16 protein-coding genes and 1 tRNA gene are annotated in these 17,237 nt (G+C 68.6%); 8 read left to right on the forward strand and 9 right to left on the reverse strand.

What is annotated here, in order from left to right; genetic code table 11:
- Positions 1–2: 2 nt before the first annotated feature.
- The 3 genes from ACI3KX_RS01270 to ACI3KX_RS01280 are packed head-to-tail and all read right to left on the reverse strand — an operon-like array spanning position 3 to position 3,590.
- On the reverse strand, positions 3–674 hold the full coding sequence (locus ACI3KX_RS01270) for a DNA alkylation repair protein (RefSeq protein WP_404907216.1): 672 nt from the start codon (positions 672–674) through the stop codon (positions 3–5).
- Entirely contained in the window at positions 667–1,257 is a 591-nt protein-coding gene (locus tag ACI3KX_RS01275; protein WP_404907218.1) for an isochorismatase family protein, read from the reverse strand. The genes ACI3KX_RS01270 and ACI3KX_RS01275 overlap by 8 nt, the downstream gene beginning before the upstream one ends.
- The gene (locus ACI3KX_RS01280) at positions 1,254–3,590 is read right to left on the reverse strand and encodes an MMPL family transporter (RefSeq protein ID WP_404907220.1); all 2,337 of its coding nucleotides are present in this window, start codon (positions 3,588–3,590) and stop codon (positions 1,254–1,256) included. The genes ACI3KX_RS01275 and ACI3KX_RS01280 overlap by 4 nt, the downstream gene beginning before the upstream one ends.
- Positions 3,591–3,679: 89 nt before the next feature.
- On the opposite strand from ACI3KX_RS01280, the gene ACI3KX_RS01285 reads away from it, so the two are divergent.
- Entirely contained in the window at positions 3,680–4,633 is a 954-nt protein-coding gene (locus ACI3KX_RS01285) for an EamA family transporter (RefSeq protein ID WP_404907222.1), read from the forward strand.
- Between the two features lie 24 nt (positions 4,634–4,657).
- Here ACI3KX_RS01285 and ACI3KX_RS01290 read toward each other — a convergent pair whose 3' ends face one another.
- Positions 4,658–5,053: a hypothetical protein gene (locus ACI3KX_RS01290; protein WP_363353442.1), complete on the reverse strand. Its 396-nt coding sequence runs from the start codon at positions 5,051–5,053 to the stop codon at positions 4,658–4,660.
- A gap of 346 nt (positions 5,054–5,399) precedes the next feature.
- Here ACI3KX_RS01290 and ACI3KX_RS01295 point away from each other — a divergent pair, with 346 nt between their 5' ends.
- From ACI3KX_RS01295 to ACI3KX_RS01325, 7 genes are read left to right on the forward strand one after another with little or no spacing between them, the layout of a single operon-like run.
- Positions 5,400–6,374 carry an ABC transporter permease gene (locus ACI3KX_RS01295; protein ID WP_404907224.1) on the forward strand — a complete coding sequence of 325 codons (975 nt, stop codon included), beginning with the start codon at positions 5,400–5,402 and terminating at the stop codon, positions 6,372–6,374.
- Positions 6,374–7,102: a DUF624 domain-containing protein gene (locus ACI3KX_RS01300; RefSeq protein ID WP_363353446.1), complete on the forward strand. Its 729-nt coding sequence runs from the start codon at positions 6,374–6,376 to the stop codon at positions 7,100–7,102. Before ACI3KX_RS01295 ends, ACI3KX_RS01300 begins: the two co-directional genes overlap by 1 nt.
- Positions 7,099–8,619: an extracellular solute-binding protein gene (locus ACI3KX_RS01305; RefSeq protein ID WP_404907226.1), complete on the forward strand. Its 1,521-nt coding sequence runs from the start codon at positions 7,099–7,101 to the stop codon at positions 8,617–8,619. The genes ACI3KX_RS01300 and ACI3KX_RS01305 overlap by 4 nt, the downstream gene beginning before the upstream one ends.
- Before the next feature lie 24 nt (positions 8,620–8,643).
- Positions 8,644–9,909 (forward strand): glycoside hydrolase family 28 protein, encoded by a 1,266-nt coding sequence (locus ACI3KX_RS01310; RefSeq protein WP_404907228.1) that lies wholly within the window; start codon positions 8,644–8,646, stop codon positions 9,907–9,909.
- 5 nt (positions 9,910–9,914) lie between these two features.
- Positions 9,915–10,370, forward strand: a complete 456-nt coding sequence (locus ACI3KX_RS01315; protein WP_363353452.1) for a hypothetical protein — start codon at positions 9,915–9,917, stop codon at positions 10,368–10,370.
- Positions 10,367–11,302 (forward strand): carbohydrate ABC transporter permease, encoded by a 936-nt coding sequence (locus ACI3KX_RS01320; protein WP_363353454.1) that lies wholly within the window; start codon positions 10,367–10,369, stop codon positions 11,300–11,302. The genes ACI3KX_RS01315 and ACI3KX_RS01320 overlap by 4 nt, the downstream gene beginning before the upstream one ends.
- Positions 11,303–11,305: 3 nt before the next feature.
- Positions 11,306–11,971 carry a rhamnogalacturonan acetylesterase gene (locus ACI3KX_RS01325; RefSeq protein WP_404907229.1) on the forward strand — a complete coding sequence of 222 codons (666 nt, stop codon included), beginning with the start codon at positions 11,306–11,308 and terminating at the stop codon, positions 11,969–11,971.
- Here the strand turns inward: ACI3KX_RS01325 and ACI3KX_RS01330 are convergent.
- The 5 genes from ACI3KX_RS01330 to ACI3KX_RS01350 form a co-directional block, all read right to left on the reverse strand.
- Positions 11,911–13,269 (reverse strand): serine hydrolase domain-containing protein, encoded by a 1,359-nt coding sequence (locus tag ACI3KX_RS01330; RefSeq protein WP_404907231.1) that lies wholly within the window; start codon positions 13,267–13,269, stop codon positions 11,911–11,913. The genes ACI3KX_RS01325 and ACI3KX_RS01330 overlap by 61 nt on opposite strands.
- Positions 13,266–14,105 (reverse strand): DUF6807 family protein, encoded by an 840-nt coding sequence (locus tag ACI3KX_RS01335; protein WP_363353460.1) that lies wholly within the window; start codon positions 14,103–14,105, stop codon positions 13,266–13,268. The genes ACI3KX_RS01330 and ACI3KX_RS01335 overlap by 4 nt, the downstream gene beginning before the upstream one ends.
- The gene (locus tag ACI3KX_RS01340) at positions 14,102–15,118 is read right to left on the reverse strand and encodes a LacI family DNA-binding transcriptional regulator (protein WP_363353462.1); all 1,017 of its coding nucleotides are present in this window, start codon (positions 15,116–15,118) and stop codon (positions 14,102–14,104) included. The genes ACI3KX_RS01335 and ACI3KX_RS01340 overlap by 4 nt, the downstream gene beginning before the upstream one ends.
- 2 nt (positions 15,119–15,120) lie before the next feature.
- Positions 15,121–16,659 (reverse strand): family 43 glycosylhydrolase, encoded by a 1,539-nt coding sequence (locus tag ACI3KX_RS01345; protein ID WP_404907233.1) that lies wholly within the window; start codon positions 16,657–16,659, stop codon positions 15,121–15,123.
- 261 nt (positions 16,660–16,920) lie between these two features.
- A tRNA-Thr gene (locus ACI3KX_RS01350) sits at positions 16,921–16,996 on the reverse strand.
- Positions 16,997–17,237: the final 241 nt, after the last annotated feature.

The raw sequence follows: 17,237 nt of genomic DNA on the forward strand, positions 1-17,237 counted from the left end.
CGTCAGGTGAGTGCGGTGCGCGCCGTGCGTCGCGCGTGCGCGCTGAGATCGGCGCTGCGACGCGCGAGGAATTCCTCCAGGCGCGCACGATCGACCCGCCCGATCTCGCGCAGCGCCACGCCGACGTTCGTCTGCACCAGGTGCTCCGGGTCGTCCGCGAGGATTTCGCAAAGCGCGAGAGGGTCCTCGAGGTCGCGCGCGCGGATGATCCAGAACGCCGCGGTGATCGCCGTACGACGCCGCGGCCAGTCATCAGAGCGCGCGAGGTCGAACAGCACATCCCGCGGCCGGTCGAGCAGATACCCGCCCAGCACGCGGGGAGCGGCCCGGTCGATGAAGTCCCAGGCGTCGATGCGGTCCATCCGCCGCATCCAGAGCTCGTACAGAGCGGCGCGGTCGGCGTCCTTCGTGCGCGCCTGGAAGTCGAGGATCGAGACCGCCACCATCCGCATCTCGTAGGCATCCGCGTCGAGGAGCCGGTCGACCTCGGCCAGCGGCATCCGTGCATTCGTCTTCGCGATGTCGAAGACAGTGCCCATGCGCACGCCGATCACCTCGGTGCGCGCATCTGCCATGCGCCGCTGGGTCTTGGCCCGCTCTTCAGCGGATGCCGCGGCCTCGAGCGCCGCGCGGACGCCCTCGGCCGTCGGTGGCGTGCCTGCGGGCTCAATCACCGCCGGAGAGACCGGAGTGGCTCAGCTCGGCTCCGGCGTGCGCGAGCTCGGCCAGTGCGGCGTCGCTCGATTCCGGCGCGACGCCCGCGACGAGGTCGGTGAGGATCCGCACGTGCCGCCCGTGCTCGATGGCGTCGAGGGCCGACGCGCGCACGCAGTAGTCCGTCGCGATGCCCGCGACGTCGACGTCCACCACCCCGTGCTCTTCGAGCAGGTGCGCCACGGTGACACCGTCGTCGGTGGTGCCCTCGAACAGCGAGTATGCCGGCGCGCCCTGGCCCTTCTTGACGTGGTGCGTCACCGCCGAGGTGTCGAGGCCGGCGTCGTACTCCGCGCCCTCGGTGCCGCCCACGCAGTGCACCGGCCACGTATCGACGAAGTCGGGTTCTGCGCTGAAGTGCCCACCGTTGTCGCCCTCGCCGTGATGCCAGTCGCGCGAGGCCACGATCACGGCGTACTCCTCGGCGTGCGTGACCAGGTACTCCGTGATGCGCTGCGCGACGGCATCCCCGCCCTCCACGCCGAGCGCACCGCCCTCGGTGAAGTCGTTCTGGACATCGACGATGAACAGCGCCTTGGTCATGATTCGAGCGTACGCCTGTACTCCTCGCGAGTGAGGGGGTGTCCGTCGTCTGCGACAAGCGCGGCCTCCGGCTCCGCGGGCAGGGGCTCGTCGACCGGCTCAGCGGGAGAGCCCTCGGAAGAGCCGGGGTCGCGGCCGGCCGATGCTGCCCCGTCGCGTCTCGCCAGCTTCGACGGCCACCAGATCGCCCGGCCGATGTCGTACGACAGCGCCGGCACGAGAAGAGACCGTACGACGAAGGTGTCGAGCAGCACGCCGAAGGCCACGATGAAGGCGAGCTGCACCAGGAACAGGATCGGAATGACACCGAGAGCCGCGAAGGTCGCCGCCAGCACCAGACCCGCCGAGGTGATGACGCCGCCGGTCGCGACCAGACCCCGCAGGATGCCGGGCCTGGTGCCGTGCACGAGGGACTCCTCGCGCACGCGCGACATCAGGAAGATGTTGTAGTCCACACCGAGCGCCACCAGGAAGACGAACCCGTACAGCGGTACCGCGGGATCGGCGCCGGGGAACCCGAACACCTCGTTGAACACGAGCGCGCTCACACCGAGCGCCGTCGCGAACGACAGGATCACCGTCGCGATGAGCAGCACCGGCGCCAGGATCGACCGCAGCAGCAGCATGAGGATCAGCAGGATCACCAGCAGGATGACCGGGATGATGACGGTCCGGTCGCGCGTCGACGTGTCGTTGGTGTCGATGTCGGTCGCCGTCTCGCCGCCGACGACCGCGGTCCCCGCGCCGAGCGTGTCGTCGAGATCCGCGCGGAGCTGCCGGACGGTGTCCTCAGCGGCGAGCGAGTCGGCGGCATCCGTGAGCGTCCCGACGACGAGGACGTCGCCGTCGGCGACGGTCGCCTCGGGAGCAGGCGTGCCGGGCGGGCCGACCGCCGTGAGCACCGGCTCGCCGTCTTGGACCTCGACGGCGGCCTGTCCGGTCGGGGAGTCCTCAGAGGCGACGGCCACCGATTCGATGCCGTCCGACGCCTCGAGCACCTCGACCGTGCCGGCGAGGTTCTCTTCGGGAATGATCACGTACGCCGGCGATCCCGACCCCGCCGGGAAGTGCTCGGCGAGCACCTCCTGGCCGTCGCGGGCCTCGGACGCTCCGAGCACGAGGTCGCTCGTGGGCACGCCGTCCGCCTTGAGCTGCGTGATGCCGATCGCGCCGGCGAGCAGGACGATCGTGCACGCGATCCACACGACGCGGGCATTGCGCGCCACGAACCGCGCCTGTCGCGGCCACACGCCCTTGACCGGCTGCGTCAGATCGTCGGGGATCATGGCGAGCGGCTGCTTCGGGATGAAGGGCCAGAAGGCCGCCCGGCCGCAGAGCGCCAGGAGCGCCGGCAGGAACGTCAGCGCGGAGAGCACGGAGAACGCGATGCCGATGGACGCAATCGGTCCGAGGGCGCGGTTGGTCGCGAGGTCCGAGAGCAGCAGACACAACAGGCCCGCGATCACGGTGCCGCCGGACGCGAGGATCGGCTCGAACGCTCCGCGCCACGCCGAGAGCGTCGCGTCCCATTTCGACGCGCCGGTCGCGATGGATTCTCGGAATCGGGCGACGTACAGCAGCGCGTAGTCCGTCGCGGCGCCGATGACGAGGATGAAGAGGATGCCCTGCACCTGCCCGTTGAGCACGACGATGCCGGCGAAGGCGAGCCACCACACGGTGAGCAGCGCCGCGCAGAGGGCGAAGAGCGACGTCAGGAGCACGAGGACCGGCAGCAGCGGCGAACGGTAGACGATCACGAGGATCAGGAACACCGCGATCAGCGCCACGCCGAGCAGAAGTCCGTCGATGCCGAGGAAGCCCTCGACGAGGTCCGCCGTGAAGCCGGCCGGCCCGGTGACCCACGCCTCGAAGCCGTCCGGAAGCTCGTCGGCCACCAGGGTCCGGATGGCCTCCACCGTCTCGCCCACCTCGCCGGAGGCATCGATCGGGACGAAGATCTGCACCGCCTCGCCGTCCTCCGACAGGATCGGCGGCGAGACATCCTCCTGCACGCCCTCGATGCCGGCGATGTCATCGGCCAGCGCCTGGACGTCGGCGACGTCCTCCTCCGACAGTTCGCCGTCGCCGGTGACGACCACGACAGCGGGGATGCTGTCCTCGCCGAGGAAGTCGGCCAGCCGCTCGTTGACCTGCGTGGCGTCGGCACCCTCTGGCAGGAAGCTGGACCGGTCGTTGGTCGACACCTCGTCGACCTTGCCGAAGTAGGGTCCGCCGATGGATCCTGCCGCGAGCCAGATCAGCACGAGCAGGGCGGGGATGCCGATGCGCAGCCACCCGGAGGGGCGGCGGTTCGCGTGGTGAGGCGAGGACATATCGCTAGCTTATCTAGCGAACTGCGTTTCGTGAAACGGAATCCGGATGCCCCCCGAGGGTCTCGGCACGCCTCCTATGCTGGGTCGCGATGCTCTCCGCCGCCCTCGCCCTCGTCGGCGCCGTCATCTACGGCTCCGCCGACTTCCTCGGCGGCCTGGCCGCGCGGCGGCTGCGCTCCATCGTCGTCACCGCCGCGGCGGCTCTGTCAGGACTCGTCGCGCTCGCGCTCGTGCAGCCGCTGGTGGGCGGCGTATGGACGGCCGCGGACGTCGGGTGGGGCGTCCTCGCCGGCATCGTCGGCGTCGTCGCCATCGCCCTGCTGTACGCCTGTCTCGCGATCGGACCGATGAGCATCCTGTCGCCGCTCACCGCGGTCGTCTCGGCGATCGCCCCGATGCTGTGGGGTCTGCTCGTCAAGGGCGATGCGCTGGCGCCCATAGGCTACGCCGGGCTGGCGGTGGCCCTGGTCGCCGTCGTCCTGGTCGGCTTCATCCCGGGCGAGAAGATCGTGCGGCCGAACCCCCGTGGACTCGCAATGGCGGTCGGCGCCGGACTCGCGATCGGCGCCTTCCTCATCATCGTCGACCAGACCTCCGCCGACAGCGGCCTCGTGCCCCTCGTGACCGGCCGCGCCACGAGCAGCGTCGTCACGATGGCCGTGGTCGGCATCCTCTCCCTCATGGCGATGCGCCGCGGCGCATCGGCGCGCTCCGTGCTCGCCGTCGCAGGTCCGCCGCTCGGGGCGATGCCGAGCGGACACGCCGATCTGGAGCACGCGGCGGAGCCGGGAGGCATGACGATGACGGCACGGCGGGCGTGGACGCTCGCCGCCGTATGCGGGATCGCGGATGCCGCCGCCAACGCGCTCCTGCTGATCGCGCTGCGCATCGGCGACCTCGCGGTGGTCTCGGCGCTCACAGCGCTGTACCCCGCCGGCACGATCCTGCTGGCCGCGATCGTCCTGCGAGAGCGCGTCGCCGCGATCCAGTGGGTAGGCCTCGGTCTGGCCGTCACCGCCGGAGGCATGCTCGCCGTCGCATAGGCGGCCGCCGGGACGCCCGAGCGCTCAGCCGCGGGCGAAGAGCATCACGAGCGAGGTCACCAGTGCGACCACGCCGAGTGCGAGCATCCCGCCGGCAAGGAGCGCGACGGCCCGCACCGCCGGCGAGCCCTGCGTCAACCGCATCCGGTTGAGGGATCCGCGACGGACGAAGATGTCGGCCATGTCGGCGTCGCCGATGTGGTGCTCCTGCTCATGGGTGAGGTGCGCCTCCCCCACGCCGCCGTCCTCATCGAACCAGCGGACCAGACGGCCGTGGGCCGATGACTCGACGACGGCTCGCACCGGCACCCACGTGCCGTCGAACAGGTACATGATCAGCGCGACCCCGGCGAGCAGTGCGCCCACGCCGAACCCGATCCACGAGAAGATCTCGGCGAGGGCGTCGATCGCCTGGGACACCTCTCCACCGTCCTTCACATACGGAAAACGGCCGCTGCCCGCGGCCGTTTCCGGCGTGAAGCCACATTACCCGATCACCCGATACGGCTCGGCACCGTCACCAGCGACGCAGCGATGTCCGCCGTCGATTCGAGTGGCCCGTGGCCCCGCTGCGCTGCCGGACGGGTGGCTGTGGACGCCGTGAAGCGTCGTCTCTCGACGCCTGTTGTCGACGACGAAGTGCCGTGCTAGGGTCAGAAACCGGTTACTCGACAAGCGTTTTCCCGAGGCCCACCCCGAACTCGACGACGAGCACAGGAAGTGACATACCGATGCGCATGGTTCTGGCGAAGATGCGGACGCACTCATGACGGCGCTCGAGGCATCGCCTCACGTGCAGACGGAAGTCGTCCAGTCCCTCCCCCCGGCGGAGCGGAAGCGAACCTGGTGGCAGCACATCTGGCGACATCGGGCGCTGTATCTGATGGCGTTGCCCGGCATCGTGTACTTCCTCGTCTTCAAGTACGTGCCGATGGGCGGACTGGTGATCGCCTTCCAGGACTACTCGGCGTTCCTGGGCATCTTCGGCAGTCCCTGGGTGGGATTCGAGCACTTCATCCGGTTCTTCACCCAAGACGCCTTCCCGCTCCTGATGACGAACACGATCATCCTCTCGCTGCTGCTGCTGATCTTCTCGTTCCCGGTGCCCATCATCCTCGCGCTGATGCTGAACGAGCTGCGCCTCAAGCTGTTCCAGCGGAGCATCCAGACGGTGATCTACCTCCCGCACTTCATGTCGTGGGTGATCGTGGTGTCGCTGTTCTACGTCCTGCTGACCACGGACGGCGGAGGCGTGAACAACCTCCTCGTCTCGTGGGGCCTGGAGCCGATTCCCTTCCTCACCGACCCCGCCTGGCTCCGCCCGCTCTACGTCATGCAGGAAATCTGGAAGACTGCCGGCTGGGGCACGATCATCTACCTCGCGGCGATGACGGCGGTCGACATGCAGCTGTACGAGGCCTCCGAGATCGACGGCGCGGGACGCTGGCGACAGAGCTGGCACATCACCCTGCCCGCCATCCGGCCAACCATCATCGTGATGTTCGTCCTTGCGATCGGCGACTTCCTCGAGCTCGGCTTCGAGCACATGTTCCTGATGCTCAACTCCCTCAACCGCGAGGTCGGCGAGATCTTCGACACGTACGTCTACACGGCCGGCATCCAGAACGGGCAGCTGAGCTACGCCACGGCCGTCGGCCTGTTCAAGGGCCTTGTCGGACTGATCCTCGTCATCGCCGCCAACCGGCTTGCCAAGCGGTTCGGCGAAGAGGGGGTCTTCTGATGTTCTCCTTCGAGGGCTTCGTCCGCATCAGCATGTTCCTTCGCGGCGTCTATCGCATCGCCTACCTGAACCTGCTCTGGATCGCCGCGACGGCGCTAGGGCTCGTGATCTTCGGCATCGGCCCCGCTTCTTTCGCCCTCGCCGCATACATCGACCGCTGGTTCCGGCTCGGCGAGACCCCGCCGGTGACCCGGACGTTCATCGCGCTCCTGCGCGCACAGTACTGGCGGGCCACCGCGATGGGGTGGATCCTGCTCGCGGCCGCTGCCATCGTCATCACGAACATCTTCACCGCCTCCACCTGGACCCTCCGGTTCGCCAACGTGCTCGCACTCGTGATCATCGCGATCATCGCCTCGTACGTGTTCCCCGTGATGGCCGCGACCGATGTGCGCGGCATCCACCGCCAGATCGCCGCCGCGGCGCTCATCGGCTTCGGTTCCCTCCACTGGACGATCGTCGCCGGTGCCGCCGTCGCCGGGGTCGTCTGGCTGCTCGCTGCGTTCGGCGCGCCGCTGCTTGTTCTCTTCGGCGTCGGCATCCCAGCGACCGCCGCCGGGTACGTCACCCGGATCGTCTTCGGCCGGTTGTCCGCCGAGGCCGCGAGCGCGGACAGCGCAGCGGCGGATGCCGCGCCCGCCGCGACTGCGGCGACCCAGACCTCATCCCCCCGGGCACGCGAGACCTCGCGCGTCCACATCCACCTTGCGAGAGGAACATCACAATGAGGCACCACACCAGGCTCGGGATCGCCGTCGCTTCCGTCGCCGTCGTATCGCTGGCGCTGACCGGATGCGGCGGTTCGGGAGACGAACCGACCGCGAGCGGCGGCACCAGCGGGACGCCGGACAGCCTCACCTGGATGACGGTGCTGCACACGCCGACGACACCGGAGGCCGGTGGTCCCGTCCATGCAGCGCTCGAGGAGTACACCGGCACCGAGGTGGACTTCCAGTGGGTGCCGGCCGCCTCGTCCGACGACAAGATGAGTGCCGCGCTGGCGTCGGACTCGCTGGCCGACATCACCGTCCTGAACAACCCGGCCAACACCGCGGTGCGTCAGGCCATGAAGTCCGGGCAGTTCTGGGACGTCGAGCAGTATCTCGAGGATTACCCGAACCTCGCCGAGATCAACGAGCAGACGATCGCCTCGGCACGTGTCGGCGGAAAGCTGTACGGCGTGCCCATCCAGAAGCCGGTGGCCCGCTACGGAGTCCTCGTGCGGCAGGACTGGCTCGACAACCTCGGACTGGATGCACCGCACACCATCGAGGAGCTGTCCGAGGTCGCTCTCGCCTTCACCAACGACGACCCCGATGGCAACGGCGTGAACGACACCACCGGGTTCATCGATCGCGCGGAGAGCTTCCAGGTCGGCTTCAAGTCACTGGCGGGCTACTTCGGTGCGGGGAACGTCTTCGAACTCGACGACGATGACCAAGTGGTCCCGTCCTTCCAGACGGACGCGTTCAAAGAGGCGATGGAGTGGTACCGAGACCTCTACGAGCAGGGCGCGGTCAACGGTGAGTTCGTGACCATGCAGAAGTCCAACCAGCAGGACGCCATCGCACAGGGCAAGGGCGGCATCGTGGTGACGGGCCTCTTCGAGGCGCGGAACTACATGAACATCGCCAAGAGCGCCAACCCGGACTCGCCCATGGCATGGGCGCTGATCAACGACATGACGTTCGAGGATGTGCCGCGCCGCATCTTGTCGGACACCAACGGCGGCTTCGGCGGCTGGTTCGCGATGTCGAAGACGCAGGTGAAGGATGAGGCGGAGCTCACGTCCATCCTCGCGTTCATCGACAAGCTGCTGGACGAGGAGCCGTTCATCGCGATGACCAACGGCATCGAGGGCGAGCACTACACGGTCGACGCCGACGACGTCCTCACCATCATCGACCAGACGAAGTGGGAGCAGGAGGTGCAGCCGTACTCGTCCTCCCGCCCGTCCGACACCGTCGTGACCTTCAAGAGCACGACCCCGTATGTCGACGAGGGCAACGAGAAGATGGCGGAGAACACCGAGTTCGCCGTGATCAACATCGCACTGCCGCTGTCGTCCGACGAGTACGACCGGAGCTGGACGACGATCCTGCAGGGCGCGAACGACGCGTACAACAAGTACATGGTCGGCCAGCTCGACATGGACGGCTACGAGGAGGCGATCGAGAAGCTGGGCGGGCAGGGCCTCGACACCATCATCGAGGAGTTCACCGCCTCGTACGCCGAGAACGAGTGACGTGACGGGACGCAGGTGCAGAGCATGAGGATGCCGAACGGTGCCCGCCGAGTGGTGCACGCCACGGCGGCACTGCAGGCCGCCATCGACGACGCCGCGGATGCCGGTGGCGGTCGTGTGACGATCTCCCCGGGCGTGCACGAGACCGGTGCTCTGCGCCTGCGCTCCCACGTGGAGCTTCACCTCGAGGCCGGCGCGGTGCTGCGTTTCGTCGCCGATCCCGCCCTCTATCCTCCGATCGGCGCGCGCTGGGGGGGCGCGGCCACGACCATCCACTCGCCCTGCATCTATGCGCGGGGCGAGACCGACGTGGCGATCACCGGCCGCGGCCGCATCGAGGGCGGCGGCGCCTGGTGGTGGGATGCGATGCGCCGGGATGTCCTCTCGTTTCCCCGACCGACGCTGATCGGCCTGCATGAGTGCACCGCAGTCGAGATCTCGGGCGTGACTCTGCGCGACTCTCCCGCCTGGACCGTGCACCCGCTGCTCTGCGAGGACGTGCGGATCACGGGCATCCGGATCAAGAATCCGCCGGACTCGCCGAACACCGACGGGATCAACCCGGAGTCGTGCCGCAACGTCCGCATCAGCGACTGCCATATCGACGTCGGTGACGATTGCATCGCGATCAAGGCGGGCAGCGAGCTGGCGCTCGATCGTGTCCCGTGCGAGAACATCACCATCACGAACTGCACGATGGTCCACGGCCACGGCGGCGTCGTGATCGGCAGCGAGATGAGCGGTGGCGTGCGCGGCGTCGTCATCTCGAACTGCGTCTTCCAGGGCACCGACCGCGGCATCCGCATCAAGTCGCGTCGCGGCCGCGGGGGCACCGTCGCCGATGTCCGCGTGAGCAACATCGTCATGGACGCCGTGATGTGCCCGCTCGTGATCAACCCTTTCTACTTCTGCGGCCCGGAGGGCAAGCTGCCGATCGTGTCGGACCGGACTCCGCAGCCAGTGGACGACGGGACTCCCCGCTTCCGCGGCATCCATCTGTCGCACATCACCGCGACGAACGTCCAGTCATGCGCGGCATGGGTCTCCGGCCTTCCCGAGGCCCCCCTCGAGGACCTCACGCTGGACGATTTCGTCGTATCGTTCGCGGCCGACGCTGTTCCCGCTGTTCCGGCGATGGCCGACGGCGTGCCGGCGATGGCGGCCGAGGGGGTGCACGCCCGCTTCGTGTCCGGCATGCGCGTCACCGGCCTCCGCGTCGTAGGTCCGACCGGCCCCGCGGTGATCGCCGATGACACCGCGGATGTGCTCGTGCAGGGCGGACGGGTATGACGCTCATGGCCGAATCCCCACGCGTGCGACGAGCCCCGGCGCCGTTCCGCCGGCGCGCCGAGGTGATCATCGCGAGCATCGGACTGGTGGGCGCCGCCTTGCTGCAAGGCGGGTTCGCGCTGCTGATCACGCGCAGCAGTGACGAGACCCTTCGCACCGGGGTGGTCCCGGCGCTGCGTCAGAACGGCGTCGAGATCTCAGACGCCGACGCCGACGTGGCCCTCAACACCCTGGCCGCCTGGTTCGGATACTCCCTCGTGCTCGTCGCGTTGCTCTGGGCGGTCGGCCTCTTCTTCGCGCATCACCAGCCGCGTCGCAGCGCGGCCGGTTGGTGGTTCGCCGGAGCGGGGCTCGCCTGCCTGGTCGGGACGCAGCTGCTGCTGTACCCGGTCGCTTTCTTCTTCTTCGTCGCTGCTGCGCTGTTCGCAGCGCGCAAGCCCACACCTCGGAGGACGCCATGACCACCTCGCCTCGCCTCGACAGCGCGACTATCCCGATCCGGATCCGCCAGCAGGACCGCAGGCGGCGGCGCATGACGCCTGGCCGGCGCGTATTCGTGATCGTGAATGGGCTCATCCTGTCCACGTTCGCGCTGCTGTGCCTGTTGCCGTTCGTGAACGTGCTCGCGAGCTCCCTCGCGACTCCCGGCGAACTCGCCACCCGGGCGTTCATCCTCTGGCCCGAGACGTTCAGCCTCGACGCCTACCGCTACATCTTCTCCACGCCGACGATCTTCCGCGCCTTGGGCGTCTCGGCGGTGGTCACGATCGGCGGCACGCTGATCAGCCTCGTGCTCACCACGCTGATGGCGTACGCCCTGTCCAAGAGGCACCTCAAGGGTCGCCGCGTCATCAACTTCCTCGTGCTCTTCACGATCCTGTTCTCCGGCGGCATGATCCCGACGTTCATCCTCGTCAAGAACCTCGGGATGATGGACACCTTGTGGTCGCTGACCATCCCCGTCGCCATCAACGCGTTCAACTTCATCATCATGCGGAGCTTCTTCCAGGGCATCCCGGACAGCCTGGAAGAAGCCGCGCGGATCGACGGATGCTCCGAGCTCGGGGTGTTCTGGCGAATCGTGCTGCCGCTGTCGATGGCCTCGATCGCCACCATCGGTCTGTTCTACGCCGTGTACTACTGGAACACCTATCAGAGCGCGATCCTGTACATCAACAAGTCGGAGCTGTGGCCGATCCAGGTGCTGCTGCGTCAGGTCGTGATCGTCGCGAGCGGCATGAACGCCGACGAGAGCGCGGTCGACATCGTGCCGCCGGCGCAGTCGGTGCGCATGGCGGTGATCTTCGTCGCCACGCTGCCCATGCTGCTTGTGTACCCGTTCGTCCAGCGCTACTTCGTGAAGGGCGCGCTGATCGGATCCGTGAAGGGCTGAATCGTGCGACTCATCGTGACCGGCGACTCGACAGCCGCCGACTACCCCGCCGACCGCGCCCCGCTCGCCGGCTGGGGACAGACGCTCGGTGCGCGCGAGGATCTCGAGGTGATCAACCATGCGCGGCCCGGAGCATCCACGCGGAGCTTCATCGCCACGGGACTGCTCGACCGAGCGCTGGACGATGTGCACGACGGTGATCTCCTGCTCGTGTGCTTCGGGCACAACGACGGCAAGGAGGGCGAGCGCTTCAGTGATCCGGAGGTCGCCTTCCCAGCGAATCTACGCCGGTTCGTCGCGGCTGGCCGCGCGCACGGCGCCACACCGGTGCTCTTGACCCCCATCGAGCGCCGCCACTTCGTCGACGGACGACTTCAGCCCACGCACGGTCTCTATCCCGACCAGACGAGGACGGTCGCTCAGGTCGAGAGCGCGCCGCTCATCGATCTGACCTCCCAGACCGCGGAACTGTGGCAGAGCCAGGGCGAGGAAGAGAGCAAACGGGCTTTCATGTGGCTGGATCCCGCCGCGTGGACCGGCTATCCCGACGGGCAGCAGGACAACACGCATCTCCGCGCCGAGGGCGCTGAGATGGTCGCCGATCTCGTCTACGAGGCGTTGTCCAGCCAGGGGCTGCTGACCGGCCGCCCGCTCCCAGCGGGGCGGTAGCTACCCACCCAGGTCCACGCAGCGCCGATCTCGGGCCCGGATCCATGCGACTGCACGGTCACGATGTCATCGTCGCTCACCACGATGCGCATGTGGACGGACGAGATGTCGTCGGATGCCGCAGACAGCAGCAGTTCGAGAACGCCGGGCCGCGACCACCGCGCCGCGATGACGCCCCGGCCGAGTGCGCCGTCCGTCACCGTGCGGCCCCCCGTCGAGAACCGCAGCGGGGCGTTGCCGCCGATGCGCACTTCGCCGCCGGCCGAATCAACAGTGAGCGCCACCCGATCCGGGGCTCCGTCGCCGGTGATCACGGTGAACGCTCCGCTGAGCGACCGGGCGTGGGCGGGATCGTGAGCGCCGAGCGGCATGTCTAACGCACCCGGGTCATCGAGTTGGTCGTGTGAGAGTGCGGTCAGAAGCATCTCGACGAGCCGTTGATCACCTCCCGTGATGGGCGTGGCATCGGCAGTGACCACCGCCACCAGCGACCGCTCCGGTTCCCCGTGGACGATCTGGCCGCCGAGGCCGAACATCATCCACGCGCCAGCGCGCGGCAGCCACACGTGACGCCCGTAGCCGGCGCGGAAGGGCGCGCCCCATGCCTGCATGCCCGGGTCGGAGCGCAGCTCGAGCAAGCGTCGCACGACGCGCTCCGGCAGGACCCGCACGCCGCGGCAGCTCCCTGCCCCGTTGATCACCTCGGCCAGCCGGACGAGATCGTGGGGAGCCGCGATGAGCCCCGAGCCGCCGTGGCTGAACCCGTCGGGGCCAGCCAGGAACCGCGCACCGGCGCCGATCCCCAGCGGCTCGAGCACACGGGGGCGGAGGTACTCGAGCAGCGGCGCTCCCCCGCACCGTTCGACCAGCGCGGCGAGGGTGTACGACGCACTGGTGTCATACACGAACTGGGAGGCCGGGCGGTGAGTGGGCGGACGGCGGAAGTACGACGCCAGCCATTCTCCGGTGTCATCGAACGTTGTTCGGCTGTGCGGCCCTGTCATCGCGAGCATGTCGTCGATTCGGGTGGCGGCGAGCCATGGCGACGTCGGCTCCATCTCGGGGAAGTACGTCACGATCGGGGCATCGAGCCGCAGCCGGTCTTCCTCGACGAGCAGCAGCACGGCGAGGGCGGTGATCGACTTCGAGACCGAGTACATGCGGTGCGGAATCTCCGTACCGAACGGCGCGATCTCCTGGCGGGCGACCGTGCGTCCCTCGACGCCGACCTCGAGAGTATGGATGGTGATGCCCGCCGCATGGGCCCGCTCGACGAACTCCCGCAGCGGACTGCTCACGCCGCAGCTCCGGCCGCCTCCGGGGCGCCTTCGCGGAGCCGCGCGAGCAGCCGCGACGTGACGGCATCCGGATCCCTCTGAGGGTTGTCCGAGATGGACACCGCGAGGTCCAGCAGCAGCGTGTCCCCCGGCGCAAGACGTCGCGGCTCGGTCACAGCGACCGCCGGCAGGAACCCCACATACCCCTCGGTGCGCACGAACCACGGCATCGAGGTCGTCGTTGCGGCGACGAGTGACGCGGTCGACGACTCGATCGCGAGCCAAGGCGAGCGCGAGCCGTGTGCGTTGTCGATGCCGTCTCCGTCCGCCGTCTCGACCCGAGCCCCCACGAAGGCCGTCCGCCAGAAGATGCCCCCGTAGAAAGCGCCGGCGCGGCCGTTGGTCTGCGGACTGCCGAACGTCACCACCCCGGACGTCGGGCTCAGGGAAGACGTCCAGGCGACCTCCAAATACCCGTTCTCCTCGTGAGCGGTGATGACCCGCATCTCCTCCAGCAGAGCACGACCTCGCGGATCCACCCACGCGATGCGCTGCCGCAGTCGGCCGGGAGCGGCATCCTGCTCCTGCACGAGCTGAGTACCGTGGTTGTCGAGCATTACAGAGCCATGCGCTCGCCGATACGTGCGGCCGCCCCAGAACGTCGTGCCCTCGACATCAGGGAGGGCGAGGCTCGCGCCCAGGTGATGGACGTGGTCACCGGGAGAGACCTGGGTCACCGGCGTCCCGGACGGTGTCGTCGCCGTCAGGAACGGGCGCGGCGAGAGGGTGCGCGGAAGGTCGACGCCGTCGTGAAGCGACACTGCCGCGGTGCCGGCGCCCAGCAGCGGGATCGTCACTGCGGTGCCCTCGTGCTTCCACGCGGGGCGAGCTCAGGCGAGAACATGATCGGCTCCCTCAGCGGCTCCGCGGTGATCTCGGCGCGCAGCACTGCCCACAGCTGCTCGCCGATGCCGCTGAGCCCGGCCGTCATGGTCGTCAGCGACGGGGACGAGTAGCGCGCGAACGGGATGTCATCGAACCCCGCGACAGAAAGCCTTCCGGGCACGGGGACGCCCTCTTCCGACAGGCGTCCGAGCAGGCCGAGCGCCACGACGTCGTTGTACGCGATCACCGCAGAGGCCCCGGTATCGCGCAACGCCGGCCAGGAGTTGTAGCCGTCCTCGAAGGAGTGGCCGCACGGCACGTCGATGATCTCGACGGCGGACTCGGCCTCCCGGACCTCCGCGAGGCCGCGCTCGCGCTCCCAGTTCGCCCGTGCGTAGGCGGGCCCGGCGAGGTACGCGATCCGCCGATGCCCGAGCGAGATGAGGTGACGGGCGAGCACTATCAGCCCTTCGTGATAGTCGATGAGGACGGAGCCGGCGTTCTTGCCGGTCGTGCGGTTGAACACGGCGACGGGGGCGACGCGCGGCAGCAGCCCGAGCAGATCCGGTCGGGTCATTCGCGGCGAGAACAGCGCCACGGCGTCGGTACGGTCGCGCAGATCGCGCGCGAGCTCGGGCTCGGCGTCGGCGTTCTCAAACGAGTCCGACACGACGACGTGATAGCCGTCGCGCGCGGCTGCCTGGTTGAAGCCGTGCAGCACCTGATGGAACATCGGGTTGCCGAGGTCGGGCACGAGGACGCCCACTGTGCGGCTGACCCCGAGGGACAGTGAGCGCGCCGTCTGGCTGGGTGTGTAGCCGAGTTCGTCGATGACTGCGCGCACCATGCGCGCGATCTCGGGGTTCACGGTCGGCAAGCCGTTGAGCACTCGGGATACCGTCGCCTTGGACACGCCTGCGGCGTGGGCGATGTCGTTGATCGTCGTCGCACGTGTCGGTGTCGTGCGCGTGCGTTTGCCCGCCATCCTCACCCCTCCCCCATAGTGATGTCGAAATCCGCGAAGCGCGCGACCGTCTCATCCGCTCCTTGCGGGTGTGCCGCAAAGAGGGAGATGGCGGCCCCCACCCAGTGCCCCTCGACGGCGCGGAACTGCGGATCCACCTCGATCCTGGCAGTTCCCGCCTCGACGCTCACGTAGACGCGGGCATCGGCATCCACTTCGAGGGTGACCCGCACCTCCGGAGAGCCCAGGGGCATACGGCTGAGCACGCGCTCGCGCGCGTCCTCCTGCTCCCGCACTGCGACGACGGCCTCGACGCCGCCGTCTACACGTCGGACACCGGCCCACACATACGCCAGTCCGAGCACGGCGATTCCGGCGCGAGCCCCTCGTCGAGCGTCGACGAGTTCCACGTCGACGCTCGCCGTCGACCGTTGGCCCGGCAGCGGCTGCGAGAGCACCCGCGGAAGCGTGCGCAGATCTCCGGCGTCAGGGCTGCCACGCAGCAGCAGTCCCCCCGCACCGCCATGCCCGGCATCCGGAGGGAAGACGGCATCCGGGTCCGGGTTCGCCTCCCACTGCCAGTCGGCACTCGGCAGCCCGTCGGCGAAGGCGTCCCGGTGTGCGAGTGTGCGCAGCCCCTGCTGCGAGCCTCGTGGGGACGGGTGTTGCACCACTGGCTGCGCCGGCCCGCCGGCGACCGCTTCGCCCATGACCGGCCAGCCATCCTCCCCCCATGCCATGGGCTGAAGGTGCAGCACTCGGCCGTAGACCCCGCGATCCTGAAAGTGGAGGAACCAATCGCCGCCGTCGCCATCCTCGACCCACGCGCCCTGATGAGGCCCGTTGACGGGAGTGTCGCCCTGCGACAGCACGATCCGGTGCTCGTACGGCCCGTATGGGCTCCGGGAACGGAACGCGGTCTGCCACCCCTTCGCGACCCCACCGGCCGGTGCGAAGATCCAGTACTCGCCGGCGCGGCGATAGAACTTCGGCCCCTCGAGGGTCGTGAACCCGTCCAGTCGATCGCCGTCGATGACATCAACGGCGGGTCCGGTGGTCTTCGTCAGCTGGGCGTCGACCGGGACGACTGTGAGCACATTCTTCCGTCCCGAGCGGGAGCGCGCCCAGCCGTGCACGAGGTACGTACGTCCGTCATCGTCCCAGAGCGGGCACGGGTCGATGATGCCCAAGCCTGCGAGCAGCAGCCAAGGGGGCGACCAGGGACCGGCCGGGTTCGCCGCGGTGACCACGAACACGCCCTGATCGGGATCGGGGTACACCACGTGGAAGAGGCCGTCGTGGTACCTGATCGACGGCGCCCACACTCCGCCCCCGCGCCGTGGCAGAGCGAACCACGCAGCGGGCTCGTTGCGCTCGAGCGCATAGCCGACGCGCTTCCACTCGACGAGGTCGTCGGAGACGAAGACCGGCAATCCCGGTGCACGGTGGAAGCTCGACGCGACGAGGTAGAAGCTGTCGCCCACGCGGATGGCGTCGGGATCGGGCACATCAGCATCGATGATGGGGTTGCGATACAGGCTCGCGTCGTCGACGAGTGGCATGAGCTCACGCTAGTTGAGAAACCGGTTCCTGTCCACGCGAAGCGGGGCCGTCGCGCGCGGCTTGCGGGGTCTTCCATGGCTCCCGGAGCGGGCACGAACAGCCTTCGAGCGCGATGTCGGATGCGAGGTCCGTCAGGGAGTCGGGCGCGAGATCTGCCGGCGCGTCTGCCAGTATCGAGAAACCCCGAAGGCCTCGACGACATCCACAGCCGCACGCGCGGGAACTGTGGCACCGACGTGCGATCGCCCCAGATCTGTATGTGGAGCCACCTAAGGGAATCGAACCCTTGACCTATTCATTACGAGTGAATCGCTCTGCCGACTGAGCTAAGGTGGCGCGCCTCGCTTGCGCGATGCACAAGCAACGATCTTACAGGGTCTCGCGAGTGCTCGCGAACACGACGGGTCGCCTGCGGCTCGGCCTCCTCCCCCGGCGTCGGCGCTCGCTGGGTGTCGACGTGTTACGGCCCGGTTCGAACGAGCGGCGGGCGCCACGTAGGTTCGAACGCGGTCCGCGACGAAGCGTGCGCGGTCCCGTGGATCGTGCACGCGGTCACCCGCCGACACGGGCCTCGATC

Origin of the sequence: Microbacterium sp. ZW CA_36 (genome assembly GCF_044987475.1) — a bacterium.
Lineage (GTDB): Bacteria > Actinomycetota > Actinomycetes > Actinomycetales > Microbacteriaceae > Microbacterium.